Consider the following 14,637-nt stretch of genomic DNA (forward strand, 5'->3'; position numbering starts at 1 on the left):
CCATGGATCAGGCGGCACCCCCCAATACGACGATCGAGACCTACGGCATCGCCCAGATCATGGCGGCGATTCCGCATCGCTACCCGTTCCTGCTGATCGACCGGGTCGTCGATCTCGTGCTTGGCGAGTCGGCGATCGGCGTGAAGAACGTCACGATCAATGAGTTCTTCTTTCAGGGACATTTCCCGACGGAGCCGGTGATGCCCGGCGTGCTCATCGTCGAGAGCATGGCGCAGACCGCGGCGGTGCTGGTGGTGGCGACGCTCGGCGAGAACGCGCAGGGCAAGCTCGTCTATTTCATGTCGGTCGACAATGCGAAGTTCCGGCGCCCTGTCGTGCCGGGCGACCAGATCCGCGTGCACGTCACGAAGGTGCAGCGGCGCATGAACGTCTGGAAGTTCTCCGCTCAGGCCAAGGTGGATGACGTTGTCGTCGCCGAGGCCACCTATGCGGCCATGATCAGGGACCGGTGAATAACGTGGACAGCATTTCCGGCACGGCCACCATTCACCCATCGGCCGTGATCGAGGCGGGGGCGCAGATCGGCTCCGGCTGCCGCGTCGGGCCCTTCTGCATCGTCGGCCCCGGCGTCGTGCTGGAGGAGGGCGTCGAGCTCGTCTCCCATGTGGTTATCGAGGGGCAGACGCGGATCGGCGCGGAAAGCCGGCTTTCCGCCTATGCCTCCGTGGGTCTGCCGCCGCAGGACCTGAAGTACCACGGCGAGCCGACGGGCGTCGTGATCGGGCCGCGCAGCCATCTGCGCGAGCACGTCACGGTCCATCGCGGCAGCGTCGGCGGTGACGGCATGACCCGCGTGGGCGCCGATTGCCTGCTGATGGCCTGCAGCCATGTGGGCCATGACAGCCGCGTCGGGGATCGCGTGATCCTCGCCAACAACGTGATGCTGGGCGGCCATGTGCAGCTCGGCGAGCAGTGCTTCCTGGGTGGCGGTGCGGCAATCCACCAGATGGTTCGCGTCGGCCGCCATGCCATGGTCGGCGGCCTTGCCGGCGTCACGAACGATGTGCCGCCCTTCGGCAATGTCTTCGGCCTTCCGGCGCGCCTGGTCGGCCTCAACGTGGTCGGGCTGCGGCGGCGCGGCTTCTCCCGCGAGAACCTGCACGCCCTGCGTGCCGCCTTCCGGCTCCTCTTCCGCGAGCCCGGCACCTTCGCCGCCCGGCTGGTCGCCGCCGAGGAGCGTTTCGCCGGTGATGTCCTGGTGGGCGAGGTGCTGGCCTTCCTGCGCTCCGGCGACCGCAAGCGCGAGCTGATCAGGCCCGGCCGCATGGCCGTGGAATTGGGGGTCGAGGAAGAGGACGCGTGAAGCTCGGCCTTCTGGCCGGCGCCGGACCTTTTCCGGTACGCGTTGCCGAGGCCGCCCGTCGCGCCGGCCATGAGATCTTCGTCGTCTGCCTGAGGGGCTTCGGCGAGCCCGCCGATTTCGAGCCGTTTCCCCATGTAGAGGAGCGGCTCGGCGCGGGCGGCTCCATCATCCAGCACATGAAGCGGGAGGGCGTGACCCACGTCGTCCTGGCGGGCCGGGTGAAGCGGCCCTCGATGCTGGCGCTGCTGCCCGACGTCTGGACGGCGAAGGCGATGGCCCGCGTAGGGGTGGCGATCTTCTCTGGCGACGACGCGCTGTTCCGCGCGGTCGCGCAGGTGCTGGGCGAGGAAGGCTTCGAGATCATCTCGCCCCAGTCCCTCATCGAGGACAGCACGGCCGCCGAGGCGGGCCTGCTGGTCGGGAGCGAGCCGGATGCGACGGCGCGGGCCGATATCCTGCGCGGAATCCAGACGCTGCGCTGCCTGGCGCCGCTCGATGTCGGCCAGGCAGTGGTGGTGCAGCAGGGCCTCGTCCTCGGCATCGAGGCCGTGGAGGGGACGGACGCGCTGATCGCCCGCGCCGGCGACCTTCGCCGCGAAGGGCCAGGCGGCGTGCTGGTGAAGCTCGCGAAGACGGATCAGGAGATGCGCATCGACGCGCCGGTCGTAGGCCCCGTCACGGTGGCTGGCGCCAAATCGGCCGGGCTGCGCGGCATTGCCATCGAGGCCGGTCGCACCATACTCGCGGAACGGACGGCCACTCTTCAAGCGGCCGAGGCGGCGGGCATCTTCGTCCTGGCCGTCGATCCCGAACGCTTTACCGCCTGAATGCCACCATCCCTGGAGGAGACCCGATCATGAGCGAAGGCTTCCGCTATCTGCACACCATGCTGCGCGTCGGCGATCTCGACCGCAGCATCGGCTTCTACACCAGCCATCTCGGCATGAAGGAGCTGCGCCGGAACGACGTGCCGGACGGCAAGTACACCCTCGTCTTCCTCGGCTACGGTGACGAGAGCTCCGAGACGGTGCTGGAGCTGACCTACAACTACGGCGTCGACAAGTACGACACGGGCACCGCCTTCGGTCACCTCGCGATCGGCCTGCCCGACCTCTATGCCTCCTGCGAGAAGATGCGCGCCGCCGGCGTGAAGATCACGCGCGAGCCGGGCCCGGTGAAGTTCGGCACCACGCTGATCGCCTTCATCGAGGATCCGGACGGCTACAAGATCGAGCTGATCCAGCGGAAGTAGCAGGGCGCGATTAGCCGTCCAGGCGGACATTGGCCGCCTGGGCGACCTCGCGCCATTTCGCGATCTCGCTCCGCACGAAGGTCGTGAACTGCTCCGGCGTGCCGGGGTCCGCCAGCGCCCCCAGGCCGATGATGCGGGCCTGCATGGCCTGATCGCCGAGGATGGCGCGCACATCCTCGGAAATGCGCCGGACGATCTCCGCCGGCGTTGCCGCGGGCGCGACGAGCCCCGTCCAGCCCGCGGCCTCGTAGCCCGGCGATATCGTCTCCGCGATGGTGGGAAGCTCCGGCAGCTGCGGCACCCGGCGCGGCTGGGCGACGGCCAGTGCCCGGGCGCGGCCACCCTGGATATGCGGCATGGCGCTGGCGACGCTGTCCATCATCACCGGCACGTTGCCCGCGACCAGGTCGGTGATGCCGGGCCCCGACCCCCGGTAATGGACGATGTTGAAGCGCAGCCCGGTCCGCAGCTGCAGCAGCTCGATCGCCAGGTGCTGGCTGGTCGCGGGGCCGGCTGAGGCGACGTTGATCTCGCCCGGACGGGCCCGGGCCATCTCCGCCAGCTCCTGGATGGTCCGGGCCGGGAAGCTCGGATGGGCGATGAGCAGCAGGGGCACCATCGCGATATTGCTGATCGGCGCGAAGTCCCGCTCCGCATCGTAGGGCAGCCGCTGGAGCACGGAGGGATTGACGCCCAGCGTGCCCGAGGTACCGGCCGTCAACGTGTAGCCGTCCGGCGCGGCGCGGGCGCCTGCCTCCAGCGCTGGCGCGCCGGCGCCGCCGCCCCGGTTCTCGACGACGACGCGCTGCGGCCAGCGCGCGGAGAGCTGCTCGGCCACCAGGCGCGTGAAGATGTCGGCCGCCTGGCCGGGCGGGAAGGGCACGATGATGCGGACCGGACGCTCCGGCCAACCGCCCTGCGCCGTCGCGGCGAGGGGCCACAGGCTGGGCGCGGCCAGCAAGGCGCGGCGCATGATCGTCATGGCGTCTCCCGTCCGGCGGCTCTTGCCGCTTCGTCATGGGCGGCTAGCTTCGCGCGATGGGAAGCGGAAGCGCAAGATCATGAATAGCTACGACATCGCGGTGCTGGCCGGGGATGGAATCGGTCCGGAGGTCGTGGAGGCGACGCTGGCCGTCCTGCGGAAGGTCGATGCCCGGCATTCGCTCGGCCTGGGCTTCACGGAGCTCCGCGCCGGGGCCTTCGCCTACCGAGACACCGGCACTGACCTCTCCGACGAAGTGTTCGATCGCGCCCGGAAGGCCGATGCGATCCTGCTGGGCGCCATGGGCTGGCCCGGCATACGCCACGCGGACGGGACGGAGCTCGCACCCCAGATCACGCTGCGCCAGCGCCTGGACCTCTTCGGCGGGGTGCGCCCGATCCGGGCCATTCCGGGCGTGCCCTTGCCGCTGGTGGATCCGCGGGCGGCGAAGATCGATTTCGTGATCCTGCGGGAAAGCACCGAGGGCCTGTTCTTCTCCAAGGACAAGGGCGTGGTCACGAGGGATCAGGCCGAGGAGACGCTGCGGATGACGCGCGGGACCTCCCTGCGGCTGGCCCGCATGGCCTTCGATCTGGCGGGCCAGCGCGCCCGGCGGCTCGGCCGGTCCGGACGGGTGACGCTGGTGGACAAGGCCAATGTCTTCCGGGCCTTCGCCTGGCTGCGGCAGATATTCCAGGAGGTCGCCGTGGACTACCCGGAGGTTCGGCACGATGCCGCCTATGTCGATGCCATGGCGCTCGACCTCATCCGCCGCCCCTGGGATTTCGACCTGCTGCCGACCGAGAACATGTTCGGCGACATCCTGTCCGACCTCGCGGCCGGGCTGATCGGCGGCATGGGTTTCGCGCCTTCGGCCGATCTGGGCGAGGGGCATGCGGTCTTCCAGCCGAGCCACGGAACGGCGCCGGACATCGCCGGGAAGGGCAAGGCGAACCCCACTGCCACGATCCTGTCCGCAGCCATGATGCTGGAATGGCTGGCGATGCGGGACGCGGGCGATGCCATGGCCGAGGCCGCGCAGGAGATCCGCGCGGCGGTGGACGCGGCCTTCAGCGAAGGGCTGCGCACCGCCGATATCGGCGGCACCTCCGGCACGGCCGAGGCGACGCGAGCGGTGCTCAGCGCGCTTCGGTGACGCCCTGGACGATGAGGGAGGCGAGGGCCCGGGCCAGGCAGTCGTTCAGCCGGTCCATGGCGGCCGGGATCTCCCGGCGCGGCGTGCGCTCGATGTCCAGCGCGCCGCTGTCGATCCAGTACTGCATGAGGTCGTAGCGGCGGAGCACGGGCGCGCCGGCCGAGGCGGCGATGAGGCGCAGCTTCTCGCGGTAGGGCTCGATATTAGTATTTGTCCGCAGGAAGCGCGAGAACTGCGGATCGATGATGACCGTATCGGCGCCCCAGAGCCGGATCCGCTCGAGCCCGGCCATCATGGCATCGGTCATCTCGTCGGGGTCCATGCCCCGCACGGCCTCCACGGTGCCGGCTTGCCAGAGGACCAGGGCGGGCGCCGCGCCCGGCGGCTCGCTGCGCAGCAAGGCCAGGTGGTCGTTGACGTTGATGCCGCGCCCGCCGCGCACCGTGACCTCGATGTCGCGCTGCGGATAGCGCGCGGCCAGCAAAAGCTGGAGCCTGATGGGCCACGCCGCCTCCGCCGTGGAGGCGCCGACGCCCGTGACCGAGCCGGAACCCAGGACCAGGATGCGCAGCGCGCCCGATTGCAGGGCGCGGGCGGTGGCGAAGAAGGGACGGGGCACGGACAGGTAGTCCGCCGGGACGTCGCAGTCCGGCGCCGCTCTGGCCGGAAGGGCCAGGAGAAGTGCGGCCAGCAGCCAGGGGATCGCCCGGAAGGACATCTTTCGCAGGTTAACCAAGGGCCGACTTGTCAGGCAAGGCGGTTCGGGGCGCCGGCCCGTCCCCCCTCTGCCATTCGGAAACGAAGCCGACCAGCACCAGCAGCCCCAGGCACAGGAGGTTGGAGGCCAGCTGCATGGCCCAGCCATCATCCGCCTCCAGCATGAGCCGCGACATGAAGGAGAGCAGGATGCCCACGCAGAAGACCGGCAGGCTGTTCCGCCCCATGATCAGCAGGGGGCGGGCCCAGCGGCCCCGAAGTGCCGCGGCGTCACGCGGGACATAGGTGGCGACGAGATAGGCGAGGGCGAGGATCGAGGCGAGGCGCCAGGGGTGCATCGCCGTCTTGTCCACCGTCGCCAGGAAGGCCGGGATGGCTTCCGGCAGGCGTTCGCCGAGGGAGGGAACCCATTCGGTGGCGATCATCGCCAGGAGCCCGGCGCCGAGGACGAGGCCGGCGGCGGCAGTGAGCCAGGGGCTTCGGCGCGGCAGCGGCAGGGAGGGGGCGCCGCGGGCCGCCTGGCCCAGGGCGAAGCCCAGGAAGAAGAGCAACTGCCAGGCAAGCGGGTTGAAGAACCAGCCACCGCCATGCCAGCGCGGAAAATTGAAATCGGCGAGCCGCACGCCCAGCCAGAGCGCTGCGGAGAGGCCGAGCAGCAGGCCGGGCCATTTCCGGAGCGCCAAGCCGGGCACCAGCAGGGCCAGCAGCACGATGTAGAGGGGCAGGATATCGAGGAAGGCCGGCTGGAAGCGGAGCAGCAGCGCCTCCAGCAGCGTTCGGTAGGGCTGCTCGGCGAAGGGGTCCAGGGCCAGCTCGTCCAGATAGGCGCCGCGGTCCAGCGTGGCGGCCGAGTAGCCCACCTGGGCCGTGAACACGACCATCAGGAAGATATGGGCGACGTAGAGCTTGCCGACGCGCTGCGTCAGGCTGGTGGCCGCGTTGATCCAGCCGAGTCGGTCGGCCCGCGCCGCATAGGCGAAGGCCCCGGCATAGCCGGCCAGCAGCACGAAGGCCTCGGTCGCGTCGCTGAGGGCGAAGTTCTTGAGGGTGATGGAACCGAGCCAGTTTCCGGGCGTGTGGTTGACGACGATCATCCACAGCGCGATGCCTCGGCAGATGTCCGCACGCGGGTCGCGAAGGGTGAGTTTGTTGCGCGTGGCGTCCGGTTCCATTCGAGGCTAGATTAGCATGATGCGTGTCGGGCTGGGTCTTGTGATGTTGCTGGCGTCTGCGACGGCCGGCCAGACGATGTCGGGCGGATGCCCCGGCGTGCCTGTCAGCCTGTCTCCGCTGCCCAGCCTGGGCGCCGAGATCGCGGCGCGCGATCCGGTGACCATCGTGGCCTTCGGTTCATCCTCCACGGAAGGTGCCGGGGCTTCCGGGCCGGAAGCGAGTTATCCGGCGCGCCTCGAGGTTTTGCTCCGCGCGGCGCTGCCGGGCCAGCCCATCACGGTCATCAATTCGGGGCGATCGGGCGATACGACCGCGCAGATGCTGTCGCGCCTCGATCGCGACGTGCTCGCCCACCGGCCGGATCTGGTGATCTGGCAGGCCGGCGCGAACGAAGCCCTCCAGGGCGCCGACCCGGAAGCCTTCGCGGTCCGGATGCGCGAGGGGTTGGGCCGTCTCGCCGCGGCGGGCATTCCCGTCGTCCTGATGGACAACCAGCTCTCCCCGCGCATTCAGCAGTCCTCCGGCCATGACCGCTTCCCCGAGGCGTTGCGCGCCCTGGCCGGCGAGCGGCATCTGGCGCTGTTTCCGCGCGGGCGCGTCATGGCGGCGTGGTCCGCGGCCGGTGTTCCCGGCGCGGAGCTGCTGTCCCCGGACGGGCTGCATCACAATGACCGAGGCTATGCCTGCCTCGCGGAAGCCGTCGCCGCCGCCCTGATCGAGGCGAGCGGCGCCAGAACCCTGGTTGCCGGCCGCTGAGCCAGGCGTAATATTCCCTTCGATACCGGAGATTTTTCATGAGCGGCTTGAAGCCCTTGGCCCGCATCCATCGTCCGCCCCGCTCGGCCATGCAGTCGGGCCGCGCGAACACGCATGAATGGGTCCTCGAATACGCCCCGTCCGAAGGGGTGCGCCTGGACCCACTGACCGGCTGGCCGGGCTCGGGCGACACGCGCAATCAGCTGAGCCTGCGCTTCCCCACCCGCGAGGCCGCCGTGGCCTATGCGCAGACGCGCGGTATCTCCTTCGAAGTGGAGACGCCGCCGGCGCCGAAGCCGATCCAGCCCAAGGTCTATGCGGACAACTTCCGCACAAACCGCGGCGAGAACTGGACGCATTGAATCGGGTTCGCGCCCTTAGCTCAGATGGATAGAGCAGGAGCCTTCTAAGCTTCAGGCCGGTGGTTCGAATCCACCAGGGCGCGCCAACTATTTCAATATCTTGTGATGTTCGTGGGCCGAAGCTTTCACACGCCTCGGTGAAGCCTATCCCATGCCGACCTGGCTGCTTCTTCGCGGCGAAGATCGACATGGGGCAGGCAGGATGCGAGGGCGGGTATCGCCAGCAGAAGCACCGCTGGAAAAGCCGCGCCTCGCTTCATGCGCATCTCACCGGAAGGGCATGCCGTAGTGCAGGCCGCCGCGCGAGACGACGTTGTTCTGTCCGCGATGCAGGTTGATCGCCGTGTTCGGCCCGAAATTGCGGTCGTAGAGCTCGCCGTAATTGCCGACCGCGGCGATCACCCGCACAGCCCAGTCGCGCGAGAGGCCCAGCATGCCGCCGAGATTGTCCTCCGTGCCCAGGATGCGCTTCAGCGCCGGGTCGGTCGCCGTCGCGACCATGCCGCGGACATTGGCCTGGGTGAGCCCGCGCTCCTCCGCTTCGACCAGCAGGGCCAGCGTCCAGCGGGCGATGGCGAACCATTCCATGTCGCCGCGCGCGACCGAAGGACCGTAGGGGTCGCGGCTGAGCACCTCCGGCAGGACGAGGTAGTCGCGTGGGTTGGGCACCTGCACGGCCACCGCCGAGGCGAGGTCCGCCGCGCCTGCCGTTACCGCATCGCAGCGCCCGGCGAGGAAGGCCTCCAGCACCGTGGCCAGGCGGTCGAAGGTGATCGGCGTGAAGGGGAGGCTGCGCGCGCGGAGATAGTCCGAGACCTCCGGCAGGTTGGAGCCGCCGCCGCTGGCGCAGATGGTGGCGCCATTGAGCTGGTCCATGCTGGTGACGCCCGAAGCGCGGCGAACCATGACGCCCGTGCCGGTGTAGAAATTCACGCCGACGAAGACGATGCCGAGGCTCACGTCGCGCGAGAAGGTGATCACCGTGTCGCGCGCCAGCACGTCCACCTCGCCCGAGCTCAGCGCGGCGAAGCGCGTGGCGAGGGTGAGCGGCACGAAGGTGACGCGGGCCGGGTCGCCAAGCACGGCGGTGGCCAGCGCGCGGCAATAGTCCACATCGATGCCGTGCCATTCGCCACGGCTGTCGGGCAGCGAAAAGCCGGCGAGCGAGCCGCCCACGCCGCAGCGCACCGTGTTGTTGGCGCGCACGCGGTCCAGCACGGCGCCGGCCTGGGCCTGCGCCGCGGTCATCAGCGCGAGCGCCGCGACCAGGAGGATGCGCTTCATGCCCGCACCTCCGCGGTGACAGCCTGGATCAGCGCGTCGGCGATCTGCGCGACCTGCGCCTCACCCATCGGCGTGGAGAGCGCGCCGGAGCAATTGGGCGTGAGGAGGATGCCGGCCTCGAGGACGGCCGCATGGATGCGTGGCAGGGCCTCGGTCTCGGCCGGCAGCGGCCGGGCGCTGCGGTAGTCCGCGACCTTCCGCGCTCCCAGGTGCAGGCGGAAGAGCGAACCTGCGCCCGCCATGCGGCAGGGCAGGCCGGCGGCCTCCATGCCCTGGTTCACCCGTTGGCGCAGCGCCTCGCCCAACGCGTTGAGGCGCGCGACGGCCGCCTCGTCGTAATGGGTGAGGGAGGCAAGGCCCGCCGCCATGGTCAGGGGATTGGCGCTGAAGGTTCCGCCCAGCGCCACCTTCGGCTTGCCCTGCGCGTGATTGAAGACCGCCATGCGCTCGGCCGGGCCGGAGACGGCGCCCACCGGCAAACCGCCGCCGATGATCTTGCCCAGCGTCACGAAGTCCGGCTCCAGGCCGAAGAGTGGCGAGATGCCGCCGAGGCCGAGCCGGAAGTTCACCACCTCGTCCACGATGAGCAGGATACCGTCGCGGCGGCAGGCCTCCTTGACGGCGGCGATCACCTCGGCGGGCATCGGGACCATCCCCGCCTTGGACGCCTGCGGATCGAGGATGATGGCAGCGAGCGTCGGCCCTTCGCGCTTCAGGATGGCGGCGCAGCGGTCGGCGTCGGCATAGGGCAGCACCACCGTGTCGGCGAGCACGGCAGGCGGCGTGCCCTTCGCATAGGCGATGGAGGCGGGGTTGCCCGCCGCGTCGTCCCATTCCTCCGGCTTGCTCTCGAGGCTCACCTCCGCGTGGTCGTAGGAGCCGTGGTAGCAGCCCTCGAACTTCGCGATGCGATGCCGGCCCGTCGTGCCGCGCGCGCCCTTGATGGCGGCCATCACCGCCTCGGTGCCCGAGTTGCAGAAGCGCGTCTGCGCCAGGCGCGGGTTGCGCGCCGCCAGCGCCTCGGCCAGCGCGATCTCGCCCTCCATGGGCAGGCCGAAGGCGGTGCCGTTGGCGATGGCGTCGGTCAGCGCCGCCACGATGGGGGGAAAGGCATGGCCATGCACGAGCGAGAAGAAGTTGTTGGCGCAGTCCAGGATGCGTCGGTTGTCCAGATCGACGATCCAGCAGCCCTCGCCGCGCGCGGCATAGGGCGGGTGCGGCGGGAACCAGGAGGCGTGCCGCATGGAGCCGCCCGGCACCACGCGCTGCTCGCGTAGGAAGGCGGCGGCGGAGCGCGTCATCGGCGCCTCCATCTCCGTGTTGTTGCGCAGCGTAGAGGAACTCATCGGCCAACCTCTTGGATCGTTTATTGGCACGAATGGAACCATATGATCCATAATCGCCGCAAGAGGATCATTTGGTTCAGATGTGGGGGCCATGCGATGATCTCGGCATGGAATCGGATCAAACCTCTGCGGCCCTCGCTGCCCTCCTGCCCGAGCTCGGCGCGCAGATGGCCGGGGCGGCGCGGCATGTGCTCGCCCATCCGGAGGATGTCGCGGTCTTTTCCATGCGCGAACTTGCCCGCCGTGCCGGGGTGCCTCCGGTGACCATGGTGCGGCTGGCGCAGCGTCTGGGTCTGCCGGGCTATGGCGAGTTGCGCCGCCGCTACATGGATGGCGTGCGCGCCGGCCGGCTCCTCGGGCCGGCGGCCAATCGCAATGCCGACGCGGCCCGCGACATCGCTGCCGCCGCGGCGCGCAACAACGGGGCGTTGGGTTTCGCCGGCGAATTCTTCGCGGCCGAGCAGGAGATCCTGCGCAGCAGCTTCGCTCAACTGGACGAGACCGCTCTGGACGAGGCGGCCGACCTGCTGGCCGGGGCGCGCCGCGTCCACGTGGTCGGGCGGCGTACCACCTTTCCGGCGGCCTTTGCCCTTGCCTATGCGCTGCGCAAGGCTCGACCCGATGTTTCGCTCATCGATGACATGGGGGGCGCGCCGGAGGCCTTCCTGGAGGACGTGACGGCGGGCGACGCGCTCGTCGCGATCACCTTCGCGCCCTACAGCCGGCTGACGCTCAGCCTGGCGAGCGCGGCGGCCAAGGCTGGCGCGCGGATCGCCGGCATCACCGACGCGCCCTCGGCGCCGCTCGGGAAGCTGGCGGGGCGGCTGCTCTTCATCGCACCGACCGTCTCCCGCGCCTTTCCTGAATCGGCGGTGGGCGCGCTGACCATGGCAAACCTGCTGGTGGCCCTCACCGTGGCGAAGCTGGGCGCGCCGGCCCAGCGGCGCATCCGGGCAAACGAGCGCCGGATCGTCGCCGGCGGTGAATATCTGGAGGCCCGGACGGTCCGCTGATCGGCGGCCACGCCGGCGCGTCCCATTGGGAGCATGTTAGTGCTTTTCGAGATCCGGGAGCGTTGCCCGACCACAGATGAAACCCTGAAAGGTGCTCGCAATCCGCACCACGCCGAGAGGTGAGGAAATCGCTCGCCGGGGCTGCGGACAATCCTGCAAGCCCGCGGACACCTCAGGCCAAGCGTCCGCGATTAGGCAGCGGCGATGCCCGGATTTCCTGCGCAGCGGCCGTGAGGCTGTCAACGGGCAGCCGGGTGCCAGAGTAGAGCAAGACCTTGAGCCGTATCAGCGCAGACAGGAAATACACCCATTTTTATGGCCTTCGCACGCCGAATAACCCATCATTCGAATAAACCAAAAGGGATATTCAGCCGTGCCGGATTTGGAGCTGAATGCGTCATACTGGGGAACAGACTATGATTGGGCGGCCGGAGGAGAAGAATGGTCGGCCGTCTGGGGAGGGAGTGAGGCGCAGTGGTTTGGATCTCTCCTTCCCCGAATTCACCGTTTCTTGCCGGCGGGAAGTATATTGGAGATAGCCCAGGGATTCGGGCGATGGGCAAAGTTTCTCCTGCCTACATGCCGAGAATATGTGGGTGTGGAGCTATCGCAGCAGTGTATAGATGCATGCCGAATCACCTTCGAAAAAGCAAATCATGCTCGTTTTGTGAAGACAGATGGAGCTAGTCTTCCTGGTGTTGCATCCGGATCTGTGGACTTCGTATTTAGTTTTGATTCGTTAGTCCATGTCGAAGCAGATGTGATTCGGGGTTATGTCCCGGAGATTCTTCGTGTGCTGGCGCCGGGCGGAGTAGCCTTTATCCATCATAGCAACCTACTGCCATTCCAGGGCTCGATTGGACAGCCACATGCCCGGGGAAGCACCGTTTCCGCCGATTTAGTTGCTGATATCGTGAATCGCGGTGGAGGTCGTGTGCTTCTGCAGGAAGTGATCAATTGGGGTGGTGATCATTTGCACGATTGCTTAACGTTATTTACCCAGGGCTCCCAAATTGGTGCGGCGCCCGTGCTGGTGAATCCGGGTTTTATGGCCGAAGCGTTCAATATCAGAGATTTTCAGGCTCCTTGGGCGGTCGTCGGGAAAGAAATGCGATAGACTGGCTAGAAGGCGCGCAGCTCCTGAGTCTGGCGACCATCCCTTGGTCAGTGTCGGCCTCGAACGAAAAAAGCCTGCGGATTTGTCGAGCTAGGCTCTGATAGATCGGAGCCAGCCGCCGGGCGGTGGATCATCCGAGTGTCAGTTGGCTCGGCGCCACTTTTAAGCTCCCAAGATTAGTATCGCTCTCGTTGCGTACCATCCCGCGTCGAGCCTTGTGCCGCACCGCGAGCCTTGCCCACGAGGCCGAGATGGGTGACGCCGAAGCCGTCGGTGTATTTGAGGCCGTATCCGAGGGTGCGGTCCAAGCCGATATGCGCCACCCAGATCAGACCGACCGCCAGAATCTGCGGGGCCTGTCCGAACACGCCCCAGGCGATGCAGGCCAACGGCAGGCCATACCAGTGGCCAAGATTATAGACCGCAGCTCCCGCTTTGCGTCCGGCGAGATAGCCCAGCATGGAAAGATCGGGTGCGAAGAAAAGGGCGGCGAACATCCACCAGTTGGCATCCAGCCGAGCATAGGCCACCGAGGCCGCAATGAGGACGAACAGGGCTTCGAAGCGCAGGAGCGCCCTCGGCGCTCCCTTAGTGGTTCCGGACATGCTGCGACCTTCTTCGTTGGCGTCAGAAGAATGGACTATCCGTACTCGCTGCCCCGGGGCGTTTCGGCGCCCCGGGGTATCGCTGACAGTGTCAGCCCATGCGCGACCAGAGCTGCTGCGATAGCGTGCCCAGCCGATCCTCGATCGCGACCATCGCATCGACCACCAGGTCCTCGCGCCAGCGGCGGCCCAGGATCTGGACGCCGATCGGCTTCGGGCCTTCCGGGAATTCGGTCAGTCGCGCGGGCACCACGCCGGCCGGCAGGCCGAGGTAGTTGCCGACCGTCGACCAGAAGGCTTGCCCGATGGTCTCGCGAAGTCCTTCCGCGCCTTCGGCATCACGACCCGGCGCATAGAAGGGCTGGGGCAGGAAGGGCGAGAGGAACAGCGGATACTCGTCCATGAGCACCGACCACTGCCGCGCGTAGAAAGTCCGGCGCGCCAGGATCTTCAGGAGTTCGGGCATGTCGACCGAGGGCGTGCGACGGAAATTCTGCTCGAACACGTTCACGATCTGAGGCGAGCCGTACTTCGAGACCTCCTCCCACATCAGGTGGTAGCTCTCCGTCATCAGGCCGGTCCGGCCCTCGAAGGCGATTTCACGCAGCGAGGGCGGCGCCACTTCCTCGACGACATATCCGGCTTCCGTCAGGGCGGCCTTGGTGTCCAGCAGCGCCTTCTCGACTTCCGGGTGCAGCGGCAGGTCGGGCGCCTCGAGGCTGAAGGCGACCTTGATCGGGCCTTCCAGGGCCGGGCCGCGCCAGGGCAGGGGCACGTGGAACGGGTCGTGCGCGTCGGCCGCGATCAGCGAGGGCATCGACAGATGCAGGTCACGCGCCGAACGCACGAGCAGCCCCTGGGCCGACATCTGCTGCGCCAGGATGCCGCGCTCGGCGCTCGCGGAGGGATTGTAGACGGGGACCCGGCCGACGCCCGGCTTCACCGTGACGACGCCATTGCCGGCGGCCGGGAAGCGCAGCGAGCCGCCGATGTCGTTACCATGCGCCAGCGCGCCGATGCCGGCCGCGACGGCCGAGCCCGCGCCGCCCGACGATCCGCCCGCGCTGACATGCTTGCCCCAGGGATTCCAGGTCGGGCCGAACAGCGGATTGTCGCTTTCGCAGCGGCGGGAGAATTCCGGCACGTTGGTGCGGCCGATCACGACGGCGCCGGCGTCGAGCAGGTTCTTCACCAGCGGGGCATCGTCCGGCGCGATGAGATCCTTGAAGGCGACGACGCCGTTCGAGCTGGCTTCGCCTTTCTGGTCGATGTTGATCTTGATGGTGATTGGCAGGCCATGCAGCGGCCCCTTGGGGGCGGTCGAAGCATCGAGCGCCTTCGCGCGCTCCAGCGCCGAGGCGGCAAGGTCGGTCACGACGGCATTGAGGCCCGGATTGACCGCGCGCATCCGATCGACGGAGGACTGAACGGCTTCGACGGCGCTGACCTCACCGGATTGGATCAGGCTGCTGAGTTCGGTGGCGGAAAGCTGCCAGAGCGGGTTGGATGCCATGGAAGAGTGGCCTTTTCTGCAGAGAACGGCGCACCTC

At 68.2% G+C, this 14,637-nt stretch carries 16 protein-coding genes and 1 tRNA gene; 10 read left to right on the forward strand and 7 right to left on the reverse strand.

Features of this window, described 5'->3' with window-relative positions; translation table 11 throughout:
- Positions 1-2 precede the first annotated feature (2 nt).
- Genes fabZ through gloA form a run of 4 tightly spaced genes read left to right on the forward strand, consistent with a single transcriptional unit; the run spans position 3 to position 2,576 of the window.
- Positions 3-473, forward strand: coding sequence for a 3-hydroxyacyl-ACP dehydratase FabZ (fabZ, locus tag KHU32_RS16340; protein ID WP_213671224.1), 471 nt, complete (start codon positions 3-5; stop codon positions 471-473).
- A 5-nt stretch (positions 474-478) separates the two neighbouring features.
- On the forward strand, positions 479-1,324 hold the full coding sequence (lpxA, locus tag KHU32_RS16345) for an acyl-ACP--UDP-N-acetylglucosamine O-acyltransferase (RefSeq protein WP_347265564.1): 846 nt from the start codon (positions 479-481) through the stop codon (positions 1,322-1,324).
- On the forward strand, positions 1,321-2,151 hold the full coding sequence (locus KHU32_RS16350; RefSeq protein WP_213671225.1) for an LpxI family protein: 831 nt from the start codon (positions 1,321-1,323) through the stop codon (positions 2,149-2,151). The genes lpxA and KHU32_RS16350 overlap by 4 nt, the downstream gene beginning before the upstream one ends.
- Positions 2,152-2,180: 29 nt before the next feature.
- Complete coding sequence (gene gloA, locus KHU32_RS16355; protein WP_213671226.1) at positions 2,181-2,576, forward strand: lactoylglutathione lyase; 396 nt, start codon at positions 2,181-2,183, stop codon at positions 2,574-2,576.
- A 10-nt stretch (positions 2,577-2,586) separates the two neighbouring features.
- Here the strand turns inward: gloA and KHU32_RS16360 are convergent, their stop codons facing one another.
- Positions 2,587-3,558 (reverse strand): Bug family tripartite tricarboxylate transporter substrate binding protein, encoded by a 972-nt coding sequence (locus KHU32_RS16360; protein ID WP_213671227.1) that lies wholly within the window; start codon positions 3,556-3,558, stop codon positions 2,587-2,589.
- A gap of 79 nt (positions 3,559-3,637) precedes the next feature.
- Here KHU32_RS16360 and KHU32_RS16365 point away from each other — a divergent pair, with 79 nt between their 5' ends.
- Positions 3,638-4,714 carry an isocitrate/isopropylmalate dehydrogenase family protein gene (locus KHU32_RS16365; protein WP_213671228.1) on the forward strand — a complete coding sequence of 359 codons (1,077 nt, stop codon included), beginning with the start codon at positions 3,638-3,640 and terminating at the stop codon, positions 4,712-4,714.
- Here the strand turns inward: KHU32_RS16365 and KHU32_RS16370 are convergent.
- Together KHU32_RS16370 and KHU32_RS16375 are read right to left on the reverse strand one after the other, a co-directional pair.
- The gene (locus KHU32_RS16370) at positions 4,698-5,432 is read right to left on the reverse strand and encodes an SGNH/GDSL hydrolase family protein (protein WP_213671229.1); all 735 of its coding nucleotides are present in this window, start codon (positions 5,430-5,432) and stop codon (positions 4,698-4,700) included. The two genes, KHU32_RS16365 and KHU32_RS16370, sit on opposite strands and share 17 nt — an antisense overlap.
- Positions 5,433-5,442: 10 nt before the next feature.
- Positions 5,443-6,603 carry an OpgC family protein gene (locus tag KHU32_RS16375; protein WP_213671230.1) on the reverse strand — a complete coding sequence of 387 codons (1,161 nt, stop codon included), beginning with the start codon at positions 6,601-6,603 and terminating at the stop codon, positions 5,443-5,445.
- 16 nt (positions 6,604-6,619) lie between these two features.
- On the opposite strand from KHU32_RS16375, the gene KHU32_RS16380 reads away from it, so the two are divergent.
- The 3 genes from KHU32_RS16380 to KHU32_RS16390 all read left to right on the forward strand — a co-directional run bounded on the left by KHU32_RS16380 (position 6,620) and on the right by KHU32_RS16390 (position 7,808).
- Positions 6,620-7,360: an SGNH/GDSL hydrolase family protein gene (locus KHU32_RS16380; RefSeq protein WP_213671231.1), complete on the forward strand. Its 741-nt coding sequence runs from the start codon at positions 6,620-6,622 to the stop codon at positions 7,358-7,360.
- 38 nt (positions 7,361-7,398) lie between these two features.
- Positions 7,399-7,722, forward strand: a complete 324-nt coding sequence (locus KHU32_RS16385; protein ID WP_213671232.1) for an ETC complex I subunit — start codon at positions 7,399-7,401, stop codon at positions 7,720-7,722.
- Between the two features lie 9 nt (positions 7,723-7,731).
- Positions 7,732-7,808: transfer RNA gene (locus KHU32_RS16390), tRNA-Arg, on the forward strand.
- A 181-nt stretch (positions 7,809-7,989) separates the two neighbouring features.
- On the opposite strand, the gene KHU32_RS16395 is transcribed toward KHU32_RS16390, so the two are convergent.
- Together KHU32_RS16395 and KHU32_RS16400 are read right to left on the reverse strand one after the other, a co-directional pair.
- Entirely contained in the window at positions 7,990-9,006 is a 1,017-nt protein-coding gene (locus KHU32_RS16395; RefSeq protein WP_213671233.1) for an amino acid ABC transporter substrate-binding protein, read from the reverse strand.
- Positions 9,003-10,352, reverse strand: a complete 1,350-nt coding sequence (locus KHU32_RS16400; protein WP_213671234.1) for an aspartate aminotransferase family protein — start codon at positions 10,350-10,352, stop codon at positions 9,003-9,005. The genes KHU32_RS16395 and KHU32_RS16400 overlap by 4 nt, the downstream gene beginning before the upstream one ends.
- Positions 10,353-10,459: 107 nt before the next feature.
- Here KHU32_RS16400 and KHU32_RS16405 point away from each other — a divergent pair, with 107 nt between their 5' ends.
- Entirely contained in the window at positions 10,460-11,365 is a 906-nt protein-coding gene (locus KHU32_RS16405) for a MurR/RpiR family transcriptional regulator (protein ID WP_213671235.1), read from the forward strand.
- Positions 11,366-11,738: 373 nt separating this feature from the next.
- On the forward strand, positions 11,739-12,482 hold the full coding sequence (locus tag KHU32_RS16410) for a class I SAM-dependent methyltransferase (protein WP_213671236.1): 744 nt from the start codon (positions 11,739-11,741) through the stop codon (positions 12,480-12,482).
- 176 nt (positions 12,483-12,658) lie between these two features.
- On the opposite strand, the gene KHU32_RS16415 is transcribed toward KHU32_RS16410, so the two are convergent.
- Both KHU32_RS16415 and KHU32_RS16420 read right to left on the reverse strand, forming a co-directional pair.
- Complete coding sequence (locus KHU32_RS16415; RefSeq protein ID WP_213671237.1) at positions 12,659-13,087, reverse strand: DUF4260 domain-containing protein; 429 nt, start codon at positions 13,085-13,087, stop codon at positions 12,659-12,661.
- A 91-nt stretch (positions 13,088-13,178) separates the two neighbouring features.
- Positions 13,179-14,600: an amidase gene (locus KHU32_RS16420; protein WP_213671238.1), complete on the reverse strand. Its 1,422-nt coding sequence runs from the start codon at positions 14,598-14,600 to the stop codon at positions 13,179-13,181.
- Positions 14,601-14,637 lie beyond the last annotated feature (37 nt).

This window comes from Roseococcus pinisoli (assembly GCF_018413645.1).
Classification (GTDB): Bacteria; Pseudomonadota; Alphaproteobacteria; order Acetobacterales; family Acetobacteraceae; genus Roseococcus; species Roseococcus pinisoli.

Excerpts from the sequence above, each read along its gene's own strand:
- KHU32_RS16400 (WP_213671234.1), bottom strand. The coding sequence starts at position 10,352 with ATGAGTTCCTCTACGCTGCGCAACAACACGGAGATGGAGGCGCCGATG.
- KHU32_RS16370 (WP_213671229.1), bottom strand. The coding sequence starts at position 5,432 with ATGTCCTTCCGGGCGATCCCCTGGCTGCTGGCCGCACTTCTCCTGGCC.
- KHU32_RS16415 (WP_213671237.1), bottom strand. The coding sequence starts at position 13,087 with ATGTCCGGAACCACTAAGGGAGCGCCGAGGGCGCTCCTGCGCTTCGAA.
- KHU32_RS16405 (WP_213671235.1), top strand. The coding sequence starts at position 10,460 with ATGGAATCGGATCAAACCTCTGCGGCCCTCGCTGCCCTCCTGCCCGAG.
- KHU32_RS16395 (WP_213671233.1), bottom strand. The coding sequence starts at position 9,006 with ATGAAGCGCATCCTCCTGGTCGCGGCGCTCGCGCTGATGACCGCGGCG.
- KHU32_RS16375 (WP_213671230.1), bottom strand. The coding sequence starts at position 6,603 with ATGGAACCGGACGCCACGCGCAACAAACTCACCCTTCGCGACCCGCGT.
- gloA (WP_213671226.1), top strand. The coding sequence starts at position 2,181 with ATGAGCGAAGGCTTCCGCTATCTGCACACCATGCTGCGCGTCGGCGAT.
- KHU32_RS16380 (WP_213671231.1), top strand. The coding sequence starts at position 6,620 with ATGATGCGTGTCGGGCTGGGTCTTGTGATGTTGCTGGCGTCTGCGACG.
- fabZ (WP_213671224.1), top strand. The coding sequence starts at position 3 with ATGGATCAGGCGGCACCCCCCAATACGACGATCGAGACCTACGGCATC.
- KHU32_RS16385 (WP_213671232.1), top strand. The coding sequence starts at position 7,399 with ATGAGCGGCTTGAAGCCCTTGGCCCGCATCCATCGTCCGCCCCGCTCG.
- KHU32_RS16365 (WP_213671228.1), top strand. The coding sequence starts at position 3,638 with ATGAATAGCTACGACATCGCGGTGCTGGCCGGGGATGGAATCGGTCCG.
- KHU32_RS16360 (WP_213671227.1), bottom strand. The coding sequence starts at position 3,558 with ATGACGATCATGCGCCGCGCCTTGCTGGCCGCGCCCAGCCTGTGGCCC.
- KHU32_RS16420 (WP_213671238.1), bottom strand. The coding sequence starts at position 14,600 with ATGGCATCCAACCCGCTCTGGCAGCTTTCCGCCACCGAACTCAGCAGC.